Origin of the sequence: Paenibacillus sp. Soil766 (genome assembly GCF_001428105.1) — a bacterium.
Classification (GTDB): Bacteria; Bacillota; Bacilli; order Paenibacillales; family NBRC-103111; genus Paenibacillus_E.
Map to the genome: position 1 here is coordinate 1 of NZ_LMSJ01000024.1, position 25585 is coordinate 25585.

Annotated in this window: 19 protein-coding genes and 1 rRNA gene; all 20 read right to left on the reverse strand. The window is 47.7% G+C overall.

The features are described from left to right. Positions 1–185: ribosomal RNA gene (locus ASG89_RS19445) — 16S ribosomal RNA — on the reverse strand; the annotation flags it as partial. A gap of 221 nt (positions 186–406) precedes the next feature. Continuing rightward, complete coding sequence (locus tag ASG89_RS19450; protein WP_057312683.1) at positions 407–1420, reverse strand: DUF1835 domain-containing protein; 1014 nt, start codon at positions 1418–1420, stop codon at positions 407–409. Positions 1421–1447: 27 nt separating this feature from the next. Beyond that, positions 1448–3469: an NAD-dependent DNA ligase LigA gene (gene ligA, locus ASG89_RS19455; RefSeq protein WP_057312685.1), complete on the reverse strand. Its 2022-nt coding sequence runs from the start codon at positions 3467–3469 to the stop codon at positions 1448–1450. A gap of 68 nt (positions 3470–3537) precedes the next feature. Beyond that, the gene (gene pcrA, locus ASG89_RS19460; RefSeq protein ID WP_235549833.1) at positions 3538–5934 is read right to left on the reverse strand and encodes a DNA helicase PcrA; all 2397 of its coding nucleotides are present in this window, start codon (positions 5932–5934) and stop codon (positions 3538–3540) included. Positions 5935–5941: 7 nt separating this feature from the next. After that, positions 5942–6643, reverse strand: a complete 702-nt coding sequence (locus tag ASG89_RS19465; RefSeq protein WP_057312689.1) for a heptaprenylglyceryl phosphate synthase — start codon at positions 6641–6643, stop codon at positions 5942–5944. A gap of 177 nt (positions 6644–6820) precedes the next feature. Beyond that, the gene (locus tag ASG89_RS19470) at positions 6821–7294 is read right to left on the reverse strand and encodes a DUF6130 family protein (RefSeq protein ID WP_157276724.1); all 474 of its coding nucleotides are present in this window, start codon (positions 7292–7294) and stop codon (positions 6821–6823) included. Positions 7295–7482: 188 nt separating this feature from the next. After that, positions 7483–8412, reverse strand: a complete 930-nt coding sequence (locus tag ASG89_RS19475) for a spore coat protein (protein WP_057312692.1) — start codon at positions 8410–8412, stop codon at positions 7483–7485. Between the two features lie 28 nt (positions 8413–8440). Further along, positions 8441–8665, reverse strand: coding sequence for a hypothetical protein (locus ASG89_RS19480; protein WP_057312695.1), 225 nt, complete (start codon positions 8663–8665; stop codon positions 8441–8443). A 114-nt stretch (positions 8666–8779) separates the two neighbouring features. Further along, on the reverse strand, positions 8780–9712 hold the full coding sequence (locus ASG89_RS19485) for a DUF4340 domain-containing protein (protein WP_057312697.1): 933 nt from the start codon (positions 9710–9712) through the stop codon (positions 8780–8782). Further along, complete coding sequence (locus ASG89_RS19490) at positions 9709–11097, reverse strand: GldG family protein (protein WP_057312700.1); 1389 nt, start codon at positions 11095–11097, stop codon at positions 9709–9711. The genes ASG89_RS19485 and ASG89_RS19490 overlap by 4 nt, the downstream gene beginning before the upstream one ends. A 5-nt stretch (positions 11098–11102) precedes the next feature. Further along, on the reverse strand, positions 11103–11819 hold the full coding sequence (locus tag ASG89_RS19495) for an ABC transporter permease (protein ID WP_057312702.1): 717 nt from the start codon (positions 11817–11819) through the stop codon (positions 11103–11105). Next, entirely contained in the window at positions 11812–12891 is a 1080-nt protein-coding gene (locus tag ASG89_RS19500; protein WP_057312704.1) for an ABC transporter ATP-binding protein, read from the reverse strand. The genes ASG89_RS19495 and ASG89_RS19500 overlap by 8 nt, the downstream gene beginning before the upstream one ends. Positions 12892–13653: 762 nt before the next feature. After that, on the reverse strand, positions 13654–14799 hold the full coding sequence (locus ASG89_RS19505; RefSeq protein ID WP_057312705.1) for a glycosyl hydrolase family 8: 1146 nt from the start codon (positions 14797–14799) through the stop codon (positions 13654–13656). 66 nt (positions 14800–14865) lie between these two features. After that, entirely contained in the window at positions 14866–15795 is a 930-nt protein-coding gene (locus tag ASG89_RS19510; protein WP_057312707.1) for a carbohydrate ABC transporter permease, read from the reverse strand. 36 nt (positions 15796–15831) lie between these two features. Further along, positions 15832–16767 (reverse strand): ABC transporter permease, encoded by a 936-nt coding sequence (locus ASG89_RS19515; RefSeq protein ID WP_235549835.1) that lies wholly within the window; start codon positions 16765–16767, stop codon positions 15832–15834. Between the two features lie 136 nt (positions 16768–16903). Beyond that, positions 16904–18601, reverse strand: a complete 1698-nt coding sequence (locus ASG89_RS37185; protein WP_057312711.1) for an ABC transporter substrate-binding protein — start codon at positions 18599–18601, stop codon at positions 16904–16906. A gap of 94 nt (positions 18602–18695) precedes the next feature. Next, a complete protein-coding gene (locus ASG89_RS19525; RefSeq protein WP_057312713.1) occupies positions 18696–20483 on the reverse strand; it encodes a sensor histidine kinase in 1788 nt (595 codons plus the stop codon). Continuing rightward, entirely contained in the window at positions 20455–22083 is a 1629-nt protein-coding gene (locus ASG89_RS19530) for a response regulator (protein ID WP_057312715.1), read from the reverse strand. The genes ASG89_RS19525 and ASG89_RS19530 overlap by 29 nt, the downstream gene beginning before the upstream one ends. Before the next feature lie 145 nt (positions 22084–22228). Continuing rightward, positions 22229–23251 carry an endo-1,4-beta-xylanase gene (locus tag ASG89_RS19535; protein WP_082593446.1) on the reverse strand — a complete coding sequence of 341 codons (1023 nt, stop codon included), beginning with the start codon at positions 23249–23251 and terminating at the stop codon, positions 22229–22231. A 43-nt stretch (positions 23252–23294) separates the two neighbouring features. Beyond that, positions 23295–25364: an alpha-glucuronidase family glycosyl hydrolase gene (locus ASG89_RS19540; protein ID WP_057312716.1), complete on the reverse strand. Its 2070-nt coding sequence runs from the start codon at positions 25362–25364 to the stop codon at positions 23295–23297. Positions 25365–25585: the final 221 nt, after the last annotated feature.

The window sequence follows — 25585 nt, forward strand, 5'->3', positions numbered from 1 at the left end:
CGAGAAAACCAGTTATCCGGTCTTAGCTATCGTTTCCGATAGTTATCCCAGTCTTAAAGGCAGGTTACCTACGTGTTACTCACCCGTCCGCCGCTAGCTTACCCCGAAGGATAAACCCGCTCGACTTGCATGTATTAGGCACGCCGCCAGCGTTCGTCCTGAGCCAGGATCAAACTCTCCATAATAGAAAGATGACTTGCTCATTTTGATGCTAGCGAGATTTTGCAATCTCAATTGTAGTCACTTGCGTGACTGAATTTGCTGATTTGCTTCATTCATTTGTTCAGTTTTCAAAGAGCTTTATTGCGTTACCGTTTAAAGCGTTAATGCATCGCTCTTGCGGTGACAAGAACATATACTATCAGGTTTCAAAATGAAATGCAAGCGTCATTTTAAATCCATTATCTTACAGCATAGAAAACCCTGTTGTTACTGCGTTTCGCCGCCATACATCCTTCGTACCAAGTAAATGAACGCCACCGATCCACTCATCGATTCCATTCAGGAAGATATGATCCTGCTTGCACGTAAGAATAAGTTTACCCAATTCTGTTATCTTTACTCTGTATTCATCAAATTGTGGCGGCCATGCTTCATTGTACCTCGGCAGCTTATCACCACCTAGCACTTGGATTAGCGGATATTCGCAATGCCAAAGCCCCTCCAGGATGCCGAAGAATTGCAAATCACCTAAGCCATAGTGGCTCGCTTGCTCTGCAAGGTTTTGAAATAAAGATGGAGGAGATACCTCTTCATCCACTAACAGCTCAAGCGTCAGCTGATGAATGGCGGACAAGCCATTTTGCAGAGAAGGAAATCGAGCTGTATGGGCCGCTAAGGCCTTTTTAAGAAAAGGGAGGGCCGATAGGTCTTCTTCTAATAAAGCCGCCATAGACAAAGGCTCGGAAGCCGAATAGGCTGTCCAGACCTTGCAGGCAAGGGCGAGCTGATCTTCACTTACAGGTAACCAAGTGCCATGCAGATGCAGGATTTGATCCACGGCTAACTGCCCTAAGCCATAGAAAGGGTCTACGCCAGGGAAAGCATCCACGCATATCAAGGACAAGCGGAAGGAATGACGGGGTAAATCAGCGATTCTTGAAAGCAGATAACAAAGCATTAATTGATCATATAGGTCATGTTCAAACCACAGGACAACCTCGTCCACGCCGCTCGAGAGAGTATCTAGCTTCTTTTCCTGCTGTAGGGTCTGTGACTTGAAGGTATCCTCAGGAATTCCATATCGGTTATTCATATAGGAGGCCCTCACAGATAAAAGGACGCTATCTGACATCTGCATGCCAATAGGCCCCTCATAAAGCGACTCGCGCCACACCAAAATCTCACCATCGATACCAGATGCTCGCAGCTTATCTCCAAAAGAGTCTCCGTTGACGATATGCAGGGTTGTTTTTGGCATGGCACTGTCACCTCTCTTATCTAAAAATTAAGCTTCACCCAGCATTTGCAAAAGCTCCTGCTCGTCTTCAATAATTCGGATACCAAGCTCTTGCGCTTTCGTTAGCTTACTTCCTGCACTTTCGCCAGCGATCACGATGTCTGTTTTTTTGGAGACGCTACCGGTGATTTTCGCTCCCATAGCTTCGAGCTTCTTCGCACATTCGTCCCGTCCCATCGAGGAAAGCGTTCCTGTAAGGACGATGGTTTTGCCGAAGAACGGGTTATCTTCACTAGCCACGATGACCGGGGCTTCCTCTGCAACGGGGTTCACGCCTGCGGCTAGCATCCGCTCAATGCTGGATACCATCACAGGGTCGCGGAAGAACGAATGAATGCTCTCCGCTACGATACCACCCACGTCAGGAAGTGTAATGAGCTCCTCTGTCGTCGCTTCCATGATGCGAGAAAGACTGCGATAGTGATCGGCCAGTACTTTCGTGGTGGTTTTGCCCGAGTTCGGGATGCCAAGTGCATACAGGAAAGACGCGAGATCGCGGGACTTGCTCTTATCAAGGGCGCCAAGCAAGTTGCGCGCCTTCTTCTCGCCGAAGCGATCGAGCTTAACGAGATCGTCGAATTGCAAGGTGTACAGATCCGCAGGATCGCGGACATCCAGCTCTTGGTGCAGCTGTGAAGCGGTCATCTCGCTGAAAAATTCAATGTCCATCGCATCGCGCGAAGCAAAATGCGCCATCCGGCCCACGAGCTGCGGAGAGCAGCCGAGACGGTTGAGACAGAAGAGGTGCGCACCGCGCATCTCGAGCTCACTGCCGCAAGACGGGCAATGCGTCGGTGCTACGATTTCTTCGCCGTCATTCTCCTCGGTGACCTTGCCGAGAATCTCTGGAATGACGTCATTCGAACGGCGAATGTAGACGAGGCTGCCGAGGGCGTGCTTGAGGTTCTTACGCTCAATGTCCCCGATGTTGTTGAGCGTACAGTTTTGCACTGTTACGCCTGCGAGATCAACGGCTTCTACGCGGGCTAATGGTGTGATTTTGCCTGTGCGGCCGACTTCCCAAGAAACACTTTGCAGGGTCGTCGTCGCTTCTTCAGCTTCAAACTTGTAAGCGATCGCCCAACGCGGGAATTTCTCCGTATAGCCGAATACTTCCCTTGTGCGCATATCCGTCAGCTTCACGACGCTTCCATCAATGAGGAAGTCGAAGCTGGAGCGCTCTTCCGCGATACGTTCAAGCTCACCACTGACTTCTTCGATCGTGGAGAAATATCGCGTGCGATTACTCACTTTGAACAGATTGTCGCGTAGAAATTGAACCATATCGTCGTGATTTTCAAATTGGAGATCACTGCTATAGCCCACATTATAGAAGAAAGCGTTCAGTTTGCGCTCTGCGGTTAGCTTAGGGTTCTGATTACGCAGGGCACCTGCTGCGGCATTTCGCGCGTTTTTGAGCGGTTCTGCGGCCGTCTGATTGTAAGCTTCAAGGACAGACAAGAACATGACACCCTCGCCTTGCACTTCAATCGTCCCTTGATCATAAGGAATCTCCATGGGGATCGACTTGATTGTTTTGACTTGGGCCAAAATACCCTCGCCAACGGTTCCGTTTCCGCGTGTAGAGGCTTGGACTAACTGACCATTCTCATAAGTAAGGTTTAGTGTAAGTCCATCGAACTTGAGCTCTACCACGTAAGTAGGATCTGGCAGAGGCGTGTCCGGATTCTTGCTATTGTAATCAGCAATCAGCTTGAGTACTCGTGTATGCCACGCTGCTAAATCATCAGCATTTTGAGCCTTATCCAAGCTCCAGAGTCGTGCTAAATGACGGTGCGGTTCGAAGCCTTTGAGGATATCGCCGCCTACTCTATGGGTAGGGGAAGCAGGCAGGGTGACCCCTGTCTCCTGCTCCAGCTTGGACAATCTATCATAAAGCGCATCCCACTCCGCGTCAGAAATCGTGGGCTGATCCAGCGTATAGTAATTGTGGTTATGCTTGTTAATTTCTTGGATGAGGGTTTTCATTGCCGCGAGTTTATCGGTCATGGCGGACTCTTCCTCTCTCATTGGGAGTTGTTATAGGGCAAAGCAAAGCTGACAAGAGCAGAGCGCTCCTACACCTTCGTGATCGGAGCGAATTTCGCGAGCAGGCGCTTCAAGCCGTTCGGCGCCGGGAAAGCAATTTGCAGCTCGGTATCGTCTCCCGCGCCCTTCACGGCCACTACGGTACCGATGCCCCACTTGCCATGCGTCACACGGTCGCCGGCTTTGTAGTCCGTCGTGCCGCCTGCGGCAGGCTGCGGGGCCCGGAACGCAGCCGGTCTTGACGCTGCTGCAGGGCTTGGCGCAGCCGCACTCGGGCTTGGCCGTCCGCCAAAGGAGGACGGCGTTCCTGTTCCTGGCCGCCCCCCGAAGGAGGACGGCGTGCCCCAGGCAGACGAGCCGGTGGCAGCGCCACCGCGGCTCGACGATGCAGCGGTGGCGCTGCCGCCGCTGCCCCACGAGGTGCCTCCGACGGAACGGCCACCTCGGGAGAAACCGCCGCTTGCGCCGCCAGCGGCGACGGTTTCCAGGAGTTCCTTCGGAATCTCCTGCAGGAATCGCGACGGCGCATTCGCGGCGGTGCGGCCGAAGAGTGTGCGCATGCGTGCACACGTGAGGAACAGCTCTTGCTCAGCGCGCGTGATGCCTACATAGGCCAGACGGCGCTCTTCTTCAAGCTCTTCGTTGTCGGCGAACGCACGGCTGTGCGGGAAGACGCCTTCTTCCATCCCGATGATGAAGACAACCGGGAACTCCAGTCCTTTGGCGCTGTGCATCGTCATGAGGACGACAGCGTCCTGCTCTTCTTCGGGCTTATCTTTATCTAGTGTATCGATATCTGCGATAAGGGCTAGGTCAGTTAGGAAGGAAATAAGGGATTTATCCTCATTTCGCTTCTCGAAGTCCATGGTTACGGACAGGAACTCTTCAATATTTTCGAGACGAGCCTTGGATTCAATCGTGTTCTCGCGCTGCATTTCTAAGCGGTACTGGGACATTTCTAGGATCTTCTCAGTCAGCTCGGTTACGGACAAGTAGTCCACCATGCGATTCAGGTTATCCACCATTTCGCGGAAGTCGGCAAGGGCATGCTTCGCCTTCGTATTGATTTCGAGGGAGTCCACTTCCTCCAGCATCACAAACAAGGAGATCCCTCTGCGTCCGGCCATATCCGCCACTTTGTCCAACGTGGTACCCCCAACGCCCCGCTTCGGCACGTTAACAATACGGTTGAGTGAAATATCATCGTTCGGATTGGAGATGAGCCGCAAGTAAGCCAAAATATCCTTAATCTCTTTACGATCATAGAACTTGACCCCGCCGACGATCGTGTAGGCGATATCGGATTTAATCAGAATTTCCTCGATAACCCGTGACTGAGCATTCGTACGATACAAGATCGCGTGATGACCGAAGTTCTTCCCGTTCGACTTATTCTTATTAATTTCATTCGTAACGAAATAACCTTCATCATACTCGGAATCCGCTTGATACAGCTTAATCGGAACGCCGCCTTCTTTATCTGTCCACAGATTTTTCGGCTTACGTCCTGAATTATTCCCAATCACCTTATTCGCTGCCTGCAAAATATTCGAGGTCGAGCGATAGTTCTGCTCTAAGAGAATCGCCGTTGCATCCGGGTAATCCTCTTCGAAATTGAGGATATTGCTAATATCTGCTCCGCGCCAACGGTAGATAGACTGGTCACTATCCCCTACGACACAAATGCGTTTATGCTTGGACGCGATCATCTGACACAGCATATACTGCGCTCTGTTCGTATCCTGATACTCATCGACATGAATATATTGAAATTTGTTTTGATAAAATTCCAGTACTTCCGGAACTTCCTTAAACAAATGAATCGTCGCCATAATTAGATCGTCAAAATCCAAAGAGTTATTAGCTCTTAGCTTCTTCTGATAGAGTGTATAAATTTTCGAGGTGAGCCCGTCGAAGTAGTCCCCGATTTTTTCTTCGAATTGTTTAGGAGAAATAAGTTCATTTTTAGCTGTCGAGATCGCCGCTTGAAAGGTTTTGGGCTCATATTTCTTCGTATCAATGTTGAGCTCTTTGCAGCAGGTTTTGATAACCGACAGTTGGTCGCCTGAATCTAGGATCGTAAAGTTCGAAGAGAATCCGATCCGATTGATGTCTTTGCGCAGCATGCGCACACACATGGAGTGAAACGTAGATACCCAAATATCACTTCCACTGCCACCCACCAGCTTACCTACACGATCTTGCATCTCACGTGCTGCTTTGTTCGTAAAGGTTAGCGCTAGAATGTTCCACGGTGCCGCTTTGCGCGTACCAATGAGGTAAGCAATTCGATGCGTAAGCACGCGCGTCTTACCGCTTCCCGCTCCAGCCATAATTAAGAGAGGGCCGTCTACGGCTTCTACAGCTTTGCGCTGCTGGGGGTTTAACTTTTTGATCGCTTCTAAAATATTGACAGTTTCATTCACGTTAGGGTTACCTTCCATTTCTATCAAAGTTCACATTCACGGTCTGAAGCGCCTGCTCCAAGTCACTATATATAATGTTGCCGACCACAATGGTATCTGCTGCTTCGGCTGCTAGTTGCGCTTTCTCAAGGGAGTCGATCCCGCCGCCATACAATAACCGAGCATTCTCCAGTACCTGCCGCGTCCGACGGACGAGCTCCATATCACCAAAGGTGCCGCTGTACTCCACATACACAATCGACATGTGAAATAGCTTGTCCGCCATACGCGCATAAGCTGCTACGTCCTTCACATCCAAGTTGGTACGCGCTGAGGTCAGCTGGGCTGCCGTCGCTTCTTTATTCAATATAATGTAGCCTTCGGCTACAATCTCATCCCAATTCAGTAATGCGCCATATTCCTTCAGCGCCTCATGATGCTGCCCGACGATCCATTTGGGATCATCTGCATTCAGCACTACGGGGATTAGAAAGAGGTCAAAGCCCGGCACGATCGATTCCTGATTCGAAATCTCTAAGACAACAGGAACCTCATACTGACGGATTCGCGATAGAAGATCCACCGTGTTATCGAAGGTCACTCCAGAGGAGCCGCCTACGAGAATCGCATCTGTACCAGATAAGCAGAGCCGATCTAACGCCTCGTCTGAGATGTCCCGGTCTGGGTCGAGCTTAAATACATGTTTCCACTTGCGTATATCGACGATCAATTGCTTCCCTCCGATTAGGCGGCAGTCCTGCCATACTAACAACAGTCTATGCTACGCTTTCTGGTGTGTCAAATGACAAAAGACGGGCTAATCGCCCGTCTTTTAGAGGAATATGCAACTGTACGTGTCCGATCTTCACTGCTGCTACATTTGCGCCGAAATACGTACAAATGTTCGTTATTTCACGACGATGTTGAGAATTTTCTCCACATTGATTTCTTTGTGATCATTTTGCTGAAGCTCAAGTTTAATTTCATGTGCACCTGTTGTTAAATTCGTGAGCGTTAAGGGGCCTGTCTTACCGATCATCGCCTTCTGCTTGCCATCCACATACAGGTGGAGATGCCCCACACCCAGTACATTGGCTTTATTCATGTCTTCTTCAGATAATTTGAAATTGGACGTTTGGTACGTGATCGTGACATTCTTCCCATCTACCTTGTAGCTGGCATCAATTGCAGGCTTTGCACTCGTTGTTGTAGCTTTCGTTCCTGTTCCTGTCTCCGTCTTCACTTGGATTGTTGTCGCAGTGCCCGCATCCTTCGCCCCTGTTGCTACGGAAGGGATGACCTCATCTTTGGAACCGCACGCTGTTGTTATTGCTCCAAGTACCACTAAAGTAGCCGCACCATATACCCACGTTTTTTTCATCAGCTTAAGCTCCCTTTTCACTAAGTTTGGACATCCTATGTTCCTTATATATGTATGCCAAGCCGTACTCATTCCTGAATTAGAAAAATAGTGGGACAAATTGGAGAAGAAAACAAAAAGACACCCTGCCAAAGGCGGACAGGATGTCTGAATGTCTGGAAACGATCTAAACAGGTGATTTCACTTGTTTAGAAGTTATATTTAGTACCTTCTTGCGACCTATTCATGTAGGAGTTCCCTTCGGAACCTGACGATGGCATGCCTTGCTGTGTGCGGGAAACAATACGGGCTTGCGCGCCTCTGCCTGTCCCCGTTATACCTGTGTTCTCATTCGCATGGTTGGAAGAAGCTGCATATCCCTGGGATCCACGGCCATAGCTCGATTGATCATGACTTTGATCTTGGTAACTCCTTGTTGGAGTTTGGTTATAAGAAGAGGACTGTTGCTGAGACTGACTAGGTGTATATCCTTGGCCTCGACCTTGTTGATTGTTGTACACCGCATTCGGGTACTGGTTAGCATAATTCACTGGCTGAAACGAAGGCGCAGGTGCTGTTGTGGGCGCTTGGTGCAGTGCTGCAACTTGGTTCTGCCCTTGACTTGGTTGTCCTTGTTGCTGATTGTACGCTTGTCTTTGTTGGTACTGTTGTTCGGACTGATGAGACTGTGTTTGGTACGATTGATGCTGTTGTGATTGTGATTGCGACTGAGATTGTACGTAAGGCTGATGCTGTTGCTGAGACTGTGCAGCTGATTCGGAACTCCGCTCTTGCTGGTTAAAGCTTGCTGACACCGCTCTGCTAACATGCTGCTGAACGATGGATTGTACTTGTATCGCTGTCTGACTCTGCTTCTGAAGCTCTTGCTCAATCATCTGTTGCTCAGCCTGCGCAATTTGATAACCGCCAAGACTCTGAATTTCTTGAAAAACAAGCGCTTGATCGTCCAATGTTTTTTGCAATAGCGTTTCGAATGTCTGCCGAATGCCAGGATTAGCCGCCTCTAATGCTGCTGTTGTATATTCACGAGCACTACGTTTTAATTCAGACAGGACGAAGTTGGCAAAGTCCAGATCTTCTAAATCGACTTGCTGTTGTTGCGAATTTGACTGATACATGCGTCTTGCACCTCCTTGTAGGTTCGAATTAATGGGTCATGCCGGATTGTTGTTGCAGGGCATTGATCAGGATACTCATATTTTGCAAACGTTCTTGAGATAGATGAGACAAGGTTTGCTTCAAGGACTGACTTTGGCTGTTCACCGCGCCTTGTACACAAAGCTTCGCTAACAATTCTTCATTCTTGAATGTATCCGATAGATACGAAAGTTCTTTACCAGAAATGGCTTGGTTCTCTTGTGTGTTGTACATGTGCATGTGACCTCCTTTCCTCTTTTTTATTTTTCCCAAAAAATGCCGTTTTATGTCGTTTTAACAAAAAAACTGCTTCGCCACAGCAGAATCACTGTAGGAAGCAGTTTTTGTTTAGGAAGCAGGCTGCGCCGTTTTACCCGCATACGCATCTGCTAGCTTTTGAATATCCTCAGGAGCCAGCGAGTAGGCCCACTGCCCACCCTGCTTGGCTAACCATACTTGTGCTCCGCTCAATTTACCTTCGTAGACATCGGTAACATCTTTCCCGTCTACTGTCATGCCTATCTCCATTTTAAGCTCTCCACCTGTTGTAGGCATCTGAGCTGCCGCTTGCGGTAGTTCACCAGTATGCAGGAAGATTAATTGATCGAGGAGCGGACTTGCCTCCGTGCCCTTCATCTCTTTATCTCCAAGCTTCCAGCTTGCATCTGCAGCGACTTTATCTTTATCTGTCTTTGTAAGCGTCCAGGACTGGCCCTTCCAAGTCAACTTGACACTTTGCACCTTATCGTTCTCTTGATGAATTGGGCTTGTGTCGGCAAAGTCGACCGGCGTTTTGTTCAGCGATGTCAACGATTGGTCGCTGACTTGATACACGGCAGATGAGCCCTGCACCTGAACGTAAGAGAAGCCTTCAATCGGCAGTACAGTCCCTACAAGTAAGCCCTGTTTAGAACCGTCCTTCAAGGTGACTTCATACGTGCCTACCGGTTTATCTAAGCCATATTCGGCTAGATTCGTTGCTTGATCCTCCACGAGCTTGGTCGAGGTCACCAGACCTAACATATCTAACCAAGAGTCCACTTGATTCGAATTGATCGGTGCAGCCGCTGGCTTTTGCATATCCCAACCGTTCGTCGTGCGACTTATCTCAATCTGCCCATCCTCCGTTTTCACCGAGACAGCCTTCACATCTTCTTGCTTCAGGATTAGCAGGGACTTAGGTTCATCTTTCTTCTCTTGGAAGAAGTCCTTGCTTGAGGCGTACCAGAAACCGCCAATGCAAATGACGACTAACAGAATGGTTGGAATAAACCGTTTCATCCTCTTCTCCTCCTCCACCAGATCAGGCCGCCAATTACGAGGAACAAGAGCGGTAAGAACACGATTGTAATGAGGAAAATCGTATTCGCTTGGCTAGGTGTAATCATTGCCTGTTGGAAGGCATCCCCTTGACGTGGACGGATCGTAATTTGATCTTTCTGTTCTTGCAGCCAGCCAATGCTGTTCAAAGCAAAATCCTTGTTACCCTGATTCTGAATATCTTCATCCAACACGAATGTAGAACCACCTAGAATAACAGCTTTCGGCTTGTTATCTTTGTCTGAGATGGCGTAACCCAAGTTAAGCGGACCCTTAACATCGGTTGCATCCTGCTTCGTTTTGTTCTGTGCCAACAGGTTGATGTCTGTTTCACCGTAAGCTTTATCCGTTGTTGTTAACAGCAAGGATTGCGTGTAATCTGGCGCACTTTCATCAGCATTCAAGCTAACTGCCAGTGACAGCATAGTGATCAAATTATTACTGGATAATTTGTTCGTAATATCATGTGAACCGTACTCAGGAATGATCGTTAATGGGTCATACAAGGACGTTTGCTTCGTTTCAATTGCAATCGCATGTTGATCTTGAACACCATAGGTCTTCATGATGGCATCGATGTTTTTCCATTTCGTCGTCATATCCTTATTGAAGCCCAACGCAATATAAATTTTACCTTTACCCTTCAAATAGGTCTGAATAAGCTCTGCTTCTTTGTCATTCAGATCGTTTGTTGGTCCAAGGAGCATGAGCATTTGTGCATCATCCGGGATTTTGCCCTCCACGTAAAGATTCAGATCTTTCACGTCATAGTTGGCAGCAGCCAGGCTGCTTTTAAAAATACTCATAGCAGATGCCGGGTACTCCTGATGACCTGAGAGTAGATAAACCGTATGTTTCTCTGTGGACGTCAGGCTTTGAATGGCTTGTGTAAACTTCTCTTCACCTGAGAACGTGTAAGAGCCATCTTGTTGACCCATGAACAGTTCATAGAAGTTAATGTTTTGCTTTTTGGTGCCCATTTCGAAAATAATCGTTCCGCCTTGGTCCACCCCATACTGCTTCGCCATCGAAGGCTGCTTCAGCATATCGTACTCATCGTACGTGATTTTATTGCTCTGCTTCTTATACTCAGCCACCATATCCGTGACTTGACGCGTCACAAAATCGTTGCCATCCCCACTATTCGTGAAGGAGATCACGTGAATATCTTGATTGAGATTTTTGAGCGCTGCGGTTGTTTGCTCTGAGAGCGTGAAATTTTTATTTTTCGTCAAATCGACCTGAAAGCCCTTAAGCGAGTGTAGGAAGATTGTCAGAATAATGAAAATGCCGATAACCGCGATTGATAGGACAGTCGCATTAGTTCCCCGTATCCACTTATTCATTCCGCTCACCTCCAACGCTTTCTTTCAAGGACTTGTATACAAAGAACCAGGAACACGGCTGTTAATGTGATGTAAAAGAGGATATCTCCGCCATGGAAAACGCCTTTTTGGAGGTTGCCCAAGTGACCGGTCAATGAGAATTGACCTACGTAATCCTTCAATTTACCCGTCATACTGCTGCTCACCCAATCTAATAACCAGAGCAAAAGCAGAATGACAAAACCGGTGATCCCCGCAACCATTTGATTATTCGACAAACTAGAAGCGAACAATCCAATCGCCATCATCGCACAGCCCAGCAGGAACATGCTGAGGTACGACAACCACGTGACAGGCATATCCAGTGTACCAAAGGATGACATGATAAGTGGATATACTAAGGAGATTGCCACTAGCCCAACTTGCACGATCAGTGCAGACAAATATTTGCCCAACACGATTTCACTAATGCCAGCAGGTGAGGTTAGCAGCAATTCATCCGTGCCTTGGCGGAACTCGTCCGCTACCAAACGCATGGTTAATAGCGGGATAATGAACAGGTAGATGAAAGTGGTGTTGCCCACAATGGAGCGTGCATCCACAATCGGCGGCTGGCCAGCTACGAAATTAATGTAAAAGAAAAAGCTCGACAACAGCACATAAAAGGCAAACGCCACATACGCAACTGGCGAGAAGAAATACATTTGCAGCTCTTTGGAGCAAATCGCCCAGATTCTACGCATCCGTGTCACCCTCCTCTTGGGATATGCTGCTCGTGTCGGCCGGCTCGTCCGTCGTCAGTTTGAGGAAGATATCCTCTAGGCTGAGGCTTTCCCGCTTCATCGCCAGAATCGGCAAGCCTGCGCTCGCGAGACGGAAGAATACCGCTTCACGGATGTCCTCTGTGCGATCTGCGGAAGTGACGAGGAGCTTCACGGACTCAGCTGGTGCGTCGGCGGAGGTTGGTGAGGCTACTCCGTCTACTTCGGAAGATACAAGTGCAGCCGTCGTTGGTGCGGCTAGCAGCGCTGCGCCCGCTTCCGGTGCATCGACTTCTTTCACTTCGCCGATGGACGGCAGGCTGCGCAGCTCAGTCAAGATTCGCTCGCGAGGTCCTTTGACCTCGAGCGACACCTCGAAGGTCTCGCCCATCGTGCGGCCGAGATGCTCTGGGCGCTCATCGAGGACGACGCGCCCTTGGTTAATAATGAGAACGCGATTACAAATCGCGTTAATTTCAGGCAAAATGTGCGTGCTCAGCAGCACGGTGTGGTTCTCGCCCAGCTCATGAATGAGCTGGCGGATCTCGATGATCTGCTTCGGATCGAGGCCAGACGTGGGCTCGTCCAGGATGAGCAGATCCGGTTGGTGCAGGATCGCCTGCGCGAGTCCGAGGCGCTGCTTGTAGCCCTTGGAGAGGGAGCGAATGATTTGCTTCTCGCGACCTTGCAGTCCGAGCTTGTCGATGGCTTCGCCGACACGCAGTTTTTGCTCGCGCGCAGGCACATCGCGCAGGTTGGCGATGAAGCGCAGGTAAGACTGTACCGTCATCTCGGGGTACAGGGGTGGTGTTTCCGGCAAGTAGCCGATCTTGCGGCGTGCCTTTTTCGGATTGTCGGCCATCGAGTGGCCGTCGACCCATATTTGACCATGCGTTGGATTCAGGTAACCTGTAATCATGCGCATCGTCGTTGTTTTGCCAGCACCATTCGGCCCTAAGAAGCCGACGATTTCACCGCGTTGCATCGAGAAGTCGATGTTATGCACGCCGCGATCATTTCCGTACAGCTTGCTGACTTGTTTGACCTCTAGCATCCAAGATCCCCCATTCTATGCGTTCATTATTAATCATCATCACTATACGGGTGGAACAATAAACCAACCTTAAGCAAATCTGAAAAATAGATTAAAATAATGTGTCTAAATTGTGAACGAAATATATAAACCATCAGGCGGGTTATATGCCTCTTAGATGATTTAACTGGAAAACATACAGGTAAATTCGTTCGATTTACTGTTTTAGATGAATTAACTGTAAAAAGTACAGCTAATCTCGGATGTAAGTCGAAAATGATGAGGAATGCTCGAAATTAACTGTACAATTTCCAGCTAAACATAAAATTAGCTTGAAAATAGATAAATTAGATGTAGGTTTTCCAGTTAAACGGTGCGGGAGAGTGCTGGCATGGTGCTCGATTAGTTGGTGGTTGAGTTGCGGTTGGTTCGTGCACGATTGGTTGGGAATCGAATAGCGTTTGCTGAGAGTTCGATTGGTTGGTGGTCGAGTTGTGGTTGGTTCGTGCTCGATTGGTTGGGGATCGAATAGCGTTTGCTGAGAGTTCGATTGGTTGGTACTTAAGTAGCGGTTGGTTGAAGCTCCACTTATTGATAATAAATTAGCTTTCGTTCGGAACTCGTTTGGCTAACCGTTAACTGGTATTCGTCTATCCATCGGTCGTTCAATCGCCAATTTGCTAGATAGCGATGTGCATTTTTGCCTACGTGGGTGCCGACGCGAGCTCAAACATACACAAAAAACCATGAACGACTTGCGTTCATGGTTCCCCTATTGGCTGCCTACTTAGGCAGCCAGATCTTAAAGTTCCCGCTCAGCGCAAGTACGCTAAACGCATACAAGCAATTATCGTAATACCGTCGTACACCTGTACGAACCGGCGTCTGCCAGAATAAGTCCACACAGGCTTTGGCATGAGCACCTTCTGGCACTGCAAGCGAAGCCATCGCATTCGTAGCTATGATGCCCACAGGATGCAGGGCTTTCTCCTCGAAAGGTGTGCCATCGATCTGATACCGACGATAGTCCTCCGGCGATTTATCCGCGAAAAAGTTCTGAATCCGATTGGCCGTATCGGCATGCCACTTGGAGCCGCCGCACCACGCCGCATCCAGCCCAATATTAGCCGCTACACGATAAGAGTCGCTGAAGAAGTGACCATAGCCGCGATCGTCGTTCGGCGTGCCATCGTAATGCGCATACTCCGGCGCCAAGCCCGTCTCCGGGTGGCACGCAATCTGCATATAAGCCCGGCTAGCTTCCGCAGCCTCCGCCCAGAACGGCCGATCTTCTTCATAGGCCCATAAAGCAAACAGCTCATAGAAATGCGGAAGATGATAGGATGGATCCGAATATTCGCAGTTTGGAACAAACTTAATCAGCTTGTTCTCCGGATTCCACATTGGCTGGCCTACGCCGTCTTCTCCTTTGTGAATGCATGTCCGCAGCAAATCGCGTGCCTGCTCACTGTAGTTATATGGCGCTGCGCCATCGCCCCAGCGATGAGAAGCAAAGAATAGGGACAAGGCAAAGTATTCTTCCCCATCCGGCGCTGGACCGTTCGAACGCTTAGAGCCGTCGGTGTTGCACGACCAAGCAAAATAGCCCGCATTTTCCCCCTCAGTCATCAGCATGTTCGTGTGTGTCCACTTCCAAATGCGGTCAAATACGTCCTTCTGATCCAGCTGTACAGCCATCATCATGCCATAGGACATACCTTCTGTACGGACATCCAAGTTGCCTGTATCCAGCAAATAAGCGCCGGCTTCACCAGCTTCGTAATAGATTCTCGTATCTTCATCTCCGTGGAACAATTGGTTCCACATGATCTGCAATTTGTCTTGAATATCTGCTTCAGCATACCCATACTCCGTAAATAGATTGCGGTTAATGCCTGTAGCCGATGCGCTCATTGCTTGCTTTTGCATATGAAATGCCTCCTCATTAACAAACCCCCAAGACATAGGAGCTCCCAGGGGTTCGTCCAATATCTACTAACCTTTTACACCTCCGACAGTCATCCCTTTAACAAAATACTTCTGTAAGAACGGATACACCATAATGATCGGAAGACTCACCACGATGGTCATGGTAGAACGGATCGACGTTGGGGTTACGGTATTCGCCCCTGCGTTCGCACTGCTTGCAAATACATCCGCCACCGTTTGAGATGTTTGCGTATTCGTATTCTGCAATATTTTCATCAACTCGTATTGTAACGTACTCAAATTTTCATTCGATGAGTTGTACAAGAAGACATCGAACCAAGAGTTCCATTGACCGACTGCGCTAAATAGCGCGACCGTCGCCAATACGGGAACAACGAGCGGCAGCACAATGCGCATGAACATCGAGAAATCGTTCGCTCCATCAATCCGAGCCGCTTCCATAATCCCATCAGGAAGTCCTTCAATAAACGAACGGATAATAATTAGATTGAATACCCCGATCATCCCAGGAATGATGTAGACCCAGAAGCTGCCTAGCATGCCAAGATCCCGAACAAGCAAGTATCCCGGAATTAATCCACCACTGAAATACATCGTGAAAATAAATGAAATCGTGACGAACTTGCGAAGCACGTACTCTTGACGCGACATCGTATAGGCCACCATTGCAGAGCAGAACACGGTAACTACCGTACCGATCACTGTCCGCAACACGGAAATAAAGAACGCATGCACAATGGCAGCTTCGCTAAACACATATTTAAAATTATCCAACGTCCACATGCGAGGAAACAGATAAATCCCTCCACGAACCGCGTCGTTCGCATCATTCAAAGCTACGGCCAGCGTATTAATAAAGGGATACAGCGTTACAACAACGAGACATAACATAAAAAGGATATTGCAAATGTCGAACAGACGATCACCTATGTTACTATTCCGCCGGCTCGAGCTTGTATGTTGCGCAGCTTCCATAGCTGATACCTCCTTGTGAAGTGGTCCAAACAACGGTTAGAACAATCTGGCTTCCCCGGCACGTTTGGCAATCTGATTCGCACTGATCAAGAAGATAAAACTGACGACTGTCTTGAAAATGCCTGCTGCCGTTGCCAACGAGAAGTTACCCAAGTTAATGCCGTAATTGAGTACAAAAATATCGAGATTTTCTGCATAATTTATGTTCATCCCATTTTTGAGCAAATACTGCGGCTCAAAGCCAGACTCAAGAATGTGACCTAAATTCATGATCAGTAAAATGATAATGACCGGTTTAATGCCAGGAAGGGTTATATGCACAATGCGTTGAAACCTATTGGCCCCGTCCATTTCGGCGGACTCATACAGCGCTGGATCAATTGTCGTCATTGCCGCTAAATAAATGATCGTATTCCAACCGACATTCTTCCACACTTCCGAGGCACCAAGAATTCCCCAGAAATACTCGCCCTTGCCAAGCCACAAAATAGGCTCGCTAATCAGATGGAGCTTCAGTAATATGTCATTAATAATCCCGCCGTCTGTCGACAATGCACCTGATACAATGCTTGCTGCTACAACCCAAGAAATAAAGTGGGGCAAATAACTGATCGTTTGTACAAAGCGTTTGAAAATAACTTTACGCAATTCATTAAGAAGAATCGCTAAGGTAACAGCGGTAACAAAGCCTAATACAAGATTAATCGTACTCATCGCCAGCGTGTTGCGCATGACGCGAAGGAATCCATCGTCTTGGAACAGAAATTTGAATTGGTCGAATCCAACCCATTCTTGATCCGCGAACTTTTTGGCCGGACGATATTTTTGAAATGCCATGGACCAACCCCAAAGCGGGACATATTTGAAAATAAATAACCAAATGAGAAAAGGCAGCGACATGGCCATCAATACTTTTTGTTTACCCAGCTTACGAAAAAATAAGGCTAACCCTGTTGATTTCTCGGATAGCATTGGTCTGTCCGCTAGGGATTCTTTTGTAAGGCTCTCCATAGAAAATCACCCACTCCTTAATGCTTTTTATCTAATAAAAGGGACGCATGACACCAATCATACGCACTAGTGACCTGCGTCCCTTATGTTTCATTCCTTATTTCGCCCAGTTGCCTGCAACACGGTCTTTCACAACTTTGGTAATGAATGCTTCATAGCCTTTGATATCAAGCTTGCTTGCTTGAGCCACATAGTCGCTCCAAGCCTTCTCAAACTTATCTGTACCGCTTGCAAGAATCATTTCTGGATAAGCCTTCTTCTGAAGATCACCCATTTTTTGCTCGAAAATCTGTTCAGGTGTGCCTTGTCCTTTGTTGATACTCCAAGCAGGGTACCATGGACGAGCATCAGGCTTGCTAAACATGTCTGTAAAGACTTTCGCGTTGTAGGCTTTCAAAAGTGCGCGGTCGCCATCAGTGTAGTTCTTCTCAGCAACCGCTGGTTGTTTGTTCGGATCGAACGCATTGTCGCCTTTTACAATAGAGAAGTTACCATAACGAGGCCAGTTGTACGCGAACATTTTCAAACCGAAATCTTCATAGAACTTAGGATCTTTAATTTTCGCAATTTCTTCATCTGTACGGAAGAACTTACCTTTGTCATCCACTTCATACGTTTGCCCTTTGATACCCCATTGCTGAAGGATTTGATTGTCTTCTGTCAGCATAGTGTCAAAGAATTTGATAATGCGAACAGGGTCTTTCGCGCTTTTGGAAATGGAAATACCACGGTTGTTGACGAAGGAAGGCGGATCCAAGTATTGGTCCTTAACCCCTTTATCAAACACGATTGGAAGTGCCACATAACGCTTGTCATCTACGCCTGCTTTCGCCAAGTTGTTACGTGCATCGCCAACCTGCCAGTCATACGCGAAGTAACCTAGGACGCGACCGGAAGTCAATTTGGCCAAATACTGATCTTTGTTCATGGTGAAGGACTCTTTATCAAACAGACCTGCTGTATTGACTTCATTGAGCTTTTTCACCCAACGTTTCGTCGTTGCTTCATCAATGGCATTGCTTTTCGCTTCATTCGTTTTCAAATCAATCAGGAGACCACCGTCATTCGGGTAGCCAGCGAGATGGAACGCAGGGTTCGTAATCGTGAAGAAGTTCGTGTCATACGTCATGACGGAGAACCCGATTGTATCCTTGCCATCCACTTGTGGATGCTTGTCTTTATAAGTCTTAATAGCATTGAAGTACTCATCAAGTGTCGTAAGCTTCGGATAGCCAAGCTCCTTCAGTACGCCGCGTTGAATCCAGAATGCGCCTTGGTCAACGTTCGGGTTAGGGGCAAAGCCCTGATTCGCACTAAATGGCAGGTGATAAATCTTGCCGTCTTTTTGCTTCATTTTGTCAAAATAAGGACCATATACGCGCTTGATGTTCGGACCGTATTTGGCGATTAAATCATCAAGCGGAATGAATGCGCCTGCATCCATGAACTTATCAATTTCTCCCTCTGGTTGAACCACATCGGGGAACTCATTACCGGCAATCATAACACCGGACTTCGTCTTGGATTCACCAACAAGGTTCTCAACTTTGAAGTTGACACCTGTTTGCTTTTCTAACTCTTTGCCGATTGGCGTTTCATTCGTGTTCATGTTCTTCCCTGCGTTAAACAAGAAATAGCTAAATGTAGCTGGTTTGAGCTCTTCCTTAGCAGCGGTTGTGCCACTAGGACTACTTGGTGTTTTGGAAGCGGCAGGATCAGCTGAGTTTGAGCTGCTGCAAGCACTTAGCGAAAGCGCTAACAATGTGCCCATCGTGACTAATTTCAACTTTTTCATTCTTGTGAAGCTCCCCTCTCAACACTATCTTGTAAGCACTTTCATTATATAAAACCGCTCACAGCATGATTACCCTGTAAAGTTTAGTATCTTCTTAGTAAAGCTTAGGTGATCCATCATTCCCACTCACTTGGACGGGTGTCGTAATCTTCACTATAGTCCCGACACCATCCTCACTGCTGATCTGTACATCAATGGCATTGCCATAATATAATTTCAGTCGCATAAAAGCATTCTTCATCCCAACGTGTCCGCTCACGTCTTCGTCATTACCCATGTAAGCGTTCAAGAGATCCACTTTCTCCTTCGACATCCCAATGCCGGTATCAGCAATCGTAAAACTCACCTGATCCCCGCTTCTAGTCGCCTTTAATTCGATGGTACCGTGGCCTTGCAAGGGCTCGATCCCGTGAAGACTGGCATTCTCAATGAAGGGCAACAAGGTCATTTTGGGGATTTTACAGCTATATACGGACTCATCCACCTCGAAGCGGTAGCTCAGCTTATCACCAAAACGGTACTTTTGAATCTCCAGGAAGCATAAGATCAAATCCAGCTCATCGCGGAACGTGACCCACTCCCCGCCCCATTCCAGTGAACGGCGGAACATTTTGGCCATATTTTTAATAATTTTAGCCGTTTCATTTTCTTGCTTAATCAAGCTGCGCATGCGAATTGTTTCCAATGCATTAAACAGAAAGTGAGGGTTAATCTGGCTCTGCAAGGCATGCAGCTGCGATTGCCTTTGTTTCAGTTCTAGATCCTTCTTCTGAATATCTGCGATGTATACATCATCAATGAGACTCTTGATTTGCACGGTCATCCGGTTGAATTCCCGCACCAGCTGGCCGATTTCATCCTTTGTTTCAGGCTCATCAATGAGATCGAAATGCTGGTTTTTCACCTTTTTCATATGAACAAGAATACGAACTAGTCGTGTATGCAAGGAGGATGAGATCCATACAATCACAAGTGTCGGCAATACTAGATTAATAAGTGCTAAATAGACGACGAATTGCTTGGATTTGCGCACCGCATCCAGGACATGCCCATCGGAAACGAGCACAATCCGCCAATCCCTTAAATAGTTAGTGCTGTAATCGCGCTCCAATTTAATCGTATCCTTCGGGATCGCAACACTGCGGAAGTTAATTTTCCCCCGAATCCAGTCCAGCTTTGTATCTGTTGTATATTGAATATCCCCTTCAGCGTTCAGTAAATAGAGATTCCCCTGTAAGGCTTGGTTGCTAAACATCCCCTTGATCGCGTCAGGGCTCATTTCAATTTTCAAAATTTTACTGTAGATGTTAGCATTAACGAAATTGTTCATTTGACGAATGACGCTAAGTCCACTGTACGAACTCTCATTATCATCGCTTCGCATAACGAGCGGGTAGGGCTGTCCCCCCGCAAGCACCTTCTGGAGGCTGCGGTACCATTCCGATTCCCGAATAATATCCGTTAGCGGGTGTAAGCCGCCTGAGTCGATAATTGTCGGATTGTTGGTGTACATCTGAATGCCTTTAATTTCGCTATATACCAAATTGTACTTATTAATGTTCGTGGCTAGCTGCGAGTTATACATGCGCACATAATCGATGGTTTCTTCGTATGTTTGCTCCAGGGCATCATTTAAGAGACCGTCCGTATAAAAGACAGATGAAATCCCAACAGCATTGTCGATCTTGGCACGAAATTCATCCTTCAATTTGTCTAAATTTAAAGAGATATCTTCCGTTTTCTGACGCTGAACATTATGAGTAGTGACTTGATAGAAAATTACGTTGGTCAATAATATCGGAATAAACACACTTAGAAAGTAAAGCATCAACAGCTTATTGCGCAAACGCACATTATTTAGTTGGAATCGTCGTATTTTCATGGGAATGGCCGCCTTGTTTAGTCAGTAGTTTTTTGCGATATTCGGATGGAGGCATATCTTCCATTTTCTCAAATTGCGCAACAAAATAGTCCGCGTTATTAAAGCCTACCTTCTCGGCAATTTCATAAATTCGCAAATCCGTTTGACGTAACAGCTTCTTGGCTTCGCCAATGCGGATAGAGAGCAGAAATTCATTGAAATACTGGCCGTACGTTTTCTTAAACAGTTGCCCGACGTATACCGGATTCATATAGAACTCAGCAGCAATGCTTTTGAGATTGATATTCTCTTGGTAATGACGCTCGATATAGCTCTTAATCTTGTGGATGCTGCCTTTGGTTTGTTCTCCCCGCAATTGTTCCATCATGCGAGAACTCTCGATCATAAACGAAATAAATAAGTGCTGCAGCTGGCTAAAAGAAAGCGGTTGGGCATCCCAGCTTAGCATGGGCTTAAGATTAACAAGTAAATCTATTGGCCCTTGCATCCCCTGCAGTGTTCCTACAATTCGGTGCACATAGCGATTGATAATCGTGCGAATCGCGTCTTTGGCTAGTGATTTCGTTTCAATTTCAGCAAACAGCGTCGCGATCGTCGTCTTGATCTTCTCGGTTTCTTGCTCTTCAACAGCTTCCTGAATGCGATGAAACAGACTGACCTCCGGTTCCGCATAGCTTAGCTTCGTCTTAGAGGCTGTTTCATAGAAGAGGACATCCTTCATCCCCTTTACATACTTATATTGCAGCAGCTCATTCGCCGTTTGAATAGACTCGCTAAGCGCTTTCATTTCTTTCACACTAGTGCCGAAATAGAGGGTGACTCCTGCTGTCAGTCTCTTCGCCAGCAGCGTTTGCAGCGCACTCCCAAATCGTTCATAGCTGCCGCCATAAAGCTTCAACGCATCTGAGCTAATAAGAAAAGCACACTGATGATTGCGCAGCTGCACGACAAAATCGCTTGGCACGTCAATTAGCGTCTGGAGGGCATCAGCGACAACGCTGACATCATCTTTGATCAAGTAATCCGTCACGTCGCTCTCCTCGGATAGGCCTCGGTTCATCTCAACAATGCCATATCTTAGCACAGTTCCTTTCGATAACCTTACCCGTTCATCAAGCTCCATTACCGCTTTGGCCGCCAGCTCACCTCTACTTAATTGTTCGAATAAGCCCTTGAGGGTGAGTCGCCCGCTGATCGCTTTTTGCAATCGCTCCTGCTTAATTTGCAGCGCCAACTGCCTTAATGTTTCTTCTAAATCCTCTTCTTCAATCGGTTTCAAAATATAGTCACTCACGCCAAAGCGAATGGCAGATTGCGCATACGAGAAATCATTATATCCACTTAAAATAATAAACTTGCAGGAGCTAAGATTGCGAAGCTTCACTTCTTCTATTAGTTTCAAGCCATCCATGACTGGCATTCGTATATCTGTAATCACAACATCAACTTCGGATGGCCTGGAGGTAATGATTCGCAGCGCATCCTTTCCATTATCCGCTTCGTGGCTGACACAGTACCCCAAGGACTCCCAGTCGATTAGGCCGAGTAAACCTTTTCTGACATATTGCTCATCATCGACTAACATCACTTGCAGTTTCATGACTTTCACTCCCTTGGCAATTAAAAATGGAAAAGCGAGTCCGGTATGAGCCGGACTCGCGGGGGATCTATACGAGCGATCTAGAATTGTGTTTATTGTATCCCATTCTGTCATGTTCTGACAACAATGGGTTGTATCAGTTAATTTAAACTTTTTTCATAATTCGATGAAAAGCCTGCTTCGGTGCGTGTTGACGATCAAAAAGGAACGGCCAATTCTTCCGCCCTTTCACAGGGAAATCATCCAGCCAAGTGTAATCATCCGCTGCTCCCCAGAAAGTAACTGAGATAATGCTGCGCTGGTACGCTCGGAATAGCTCAAAAATTTGCTCATAACGCTCTGCCTGCAGCTCTAGCATCTCTGAAGTTGGCTCCGTGAGATCCGTTCGTCTATCAGTGAATTCAAACACCGACAGATCTAACTCCGTAATTTGAATCTGTACGCCAAGAGAAGCATAAAGCTCTATCGCCGCATGGATCTCCTCGATGGAAGGGCCATGAATGTTCCAATGTCCTTGCATGCCGATGCCATGAATGGGGACGCCCTGTTCTTTTAAAGAGGACACGAGCGCTGCAATTTTGTCCCGCTTCACAGGGTTCGTTTCATTGTAATCATTATAGAACAATAACGCATTCGGATCAGCTTGATGTGCAAAATGAAAGGCTTTCGCGATATAGTCCTCGCCTATGATGTCGAGCCACTTGGATTTACGCAGATAGATATCCGATGTATCCTCAATGGCTTCATTGACAACGTCCCACGCGTAAATTTGGCCGCGGTAACGCTTCACCACGGTTTCGATATGCTGCTGCATCCGGATTAACAGCTGATCTCTCGTAACTGGCAGTCCGTACGCTCCCTCGAACACCCAGTCCGATGTTTGGTTGTGCCAAACTAACGTATGGCCCCGAACCTTTTTACCGTAGGCTACGGCAAAATCGACGATCGCATCTGCCTTGCCAAACGTATAGCGGTCAGGATCGGGGTGAATCTCGGCAAACTTCATATCATTCTCTGCGGTAACACTATTATAATGCCGTTTGATGAGATCGGCTTGCGTTTCAATGGTTTTGGCATTTACAGCTGCACCTATATCGAAATAACCCTCAAATCTCTGATATAACGATGCTACCGCTACTTCCCTATCTCTATCTTTCTCTTTCGCCACGTAGTTTGACCTCCTTCAATTAGATAGTGCCTCAGACCAACCTTTAGTAAATCGTGCGCCCCTGCTCATCCGGAATCCCCGACTTCCTAGCAAAATACGTATTAATGACATCGCGCCACTCCTTCGCATGCTCAGCCTGATTCTGGAAACGCTGCAGCACGTGGGCATAGCGAACTTCATCGATGTGCTCCTCTAGCGACGTCCATGCAGCAACCAATCCAGCTGCCTCATCAACACCTTCAAAGTGCGTGTCGTACACGTGTTGGATGACGGTTTTGCCTGATTGCAAACGATGCGTATACGGCACGTGATGGAAAAATAACAGCAGCTCATCTGGACATTGCGCCAACGATTCGTAGCGCTCTGCCTGCGGCTCGTAATACTGCCTCGTGTAGCCTGTTCCTGATTCCACGGTGCGATCGACGCCAATACCGTAACAATCCGCAAAATGGTAGGTCCCCCATTTGGCATATTCATACCCATCCACATTCGGACCGTAGTGGTGGTTGGGATTCACCATCCAGCCTACGCCCAACGGTGCCGTGTACTTCTCGTAAATGCTCCAAGAGCGGAGCATCATGTCCGCGATCGTTGCAACCACCTCGGGCTGCCGGCTGAACGTCATCATGATCCATTCATGCGCAATGGCTTCTGCAGTTAGACTAGGGTCCCAAGCTAAGCGGCCGTAACCGTAGAGATTCGCTTGCGCTAACACGTGACCCGTCCAATTCCAATCATCTCCGATATTGGATACCGCTGCGAAGCCGCCATGGTGACGTTGGAACAGTACCCCACTGGCAATCTCAGCAGTGGTCGAGCCTTCCCCTTGTGCATACGTATCAAAGTCGATGACTTCTTTCCATTGCGGCACTAAGAAGCAGACATGCTTCTGCTGCCCCGTGTACTCCTGTGTCACTTGCAGCTCCAGCATTTGATTCGTGCTGCGCAACCCGCCTAGAAGTGGAGATACTGGCTCGCGTACCTGGAAGTCCATCGGACCATTTTTGATTTGCAAAATGACATTATCTTTAAATTTCCCATCCAACGGCGTGAAGTGATCATAAGCGGCTCTCGCTCGATCCGTGGAACGGTCGCGCCAATCCTGCAGGCAGTTGTAGACGAAGCACCGCCAAATAACCAGACCGCCATGCGGCCAAAGCGCATTCGCCAACATGTTGGCACCATCGGCATGGTCGCGGCCATAGGTGAATGGCCCTGGGCGGAATTCAGAGTCCGCCTTCACGAGAAAACCGCCGAAATCAGGGATGTATTGATAGATTTCGGCCGCCTTCTCTTCCCACCAGAGGATAACGTCGTTATCCAGCGGGTCTGCTGTCGTCAATCCGCCAATTTCTATCGTACTTGCGTAGTTCACGCTAAGAAATAACGTGATGCCGTACGAACGGAACACCGCTGCGATCTCCGCTACCTCGGGAAGAAACGCCTCTGTGATCAGCATCGTTTCCTGGCGATGTACGTTCACGTTATTGATCGAGATTGCATTGAGACCCACCGAGGCCAGCAAACGGGCGTATTCCTGAATGCGCGTGTGATCCTTGATGATGGCATTCCCCTCGAAGAAAATGGAATGACCCGCATAGCCGCGTTCAATGCTGCCGTCCATGTTATCCCACTGATTCATCATGCGCAGTCGGTTGCTCGGATTGTGAGCAATAGCAAGTTGTTCAAGCGGCTCTCCGCACTGAAGCCAGCGTAGTAGTTCAAATACCCCATAGAGCACACCTTTGTCGGAGCCGCCGATGAGGACGATGTAGCTATGCCCTGAAGTTTCCACCGTTTGAATCAGATAACCATCTTCCTGTATGCTTGCTACACGCTTGGTATCCAAAAGATAATCAATCGCAGTCGTTTGACCTTTGACCCCAAGTAGAATCGCGTGTGATTTCGTAGGTGTTTCTGAATGGATAGGCGTTGCACCTAGTAAACTTATAATCCCTTTACGCAGCTCGTACGCAGCCGTCTGAAAGACTTCAGATATCGTATAGGTGACAATCTCCTGACACCACGTTCGGTACGTTTCTAATAAAGCAGTCTCCTGTATTTGCGAGTATCGAAGCCAACAAAGATCTGTTTCTTCCTTATGTGTAGGCATGCTGCACCACCCTTGTTTATGTATGTATTTTGAAATAAAGCGCTTTCGCGAGTTATTATATCGTTTGAACACCGCGATTCATACCCTACGATGTTTAGATTTTACCCTATAGATTAAAGGAGTTCGAAGAACGATTCCCTATCTGAGAATAGAAAGAAGAAAAACCATAAACGGCTAGCGTCTATGGTTCAAATAGAAAACCTCCCGTTATTTCGCACAAG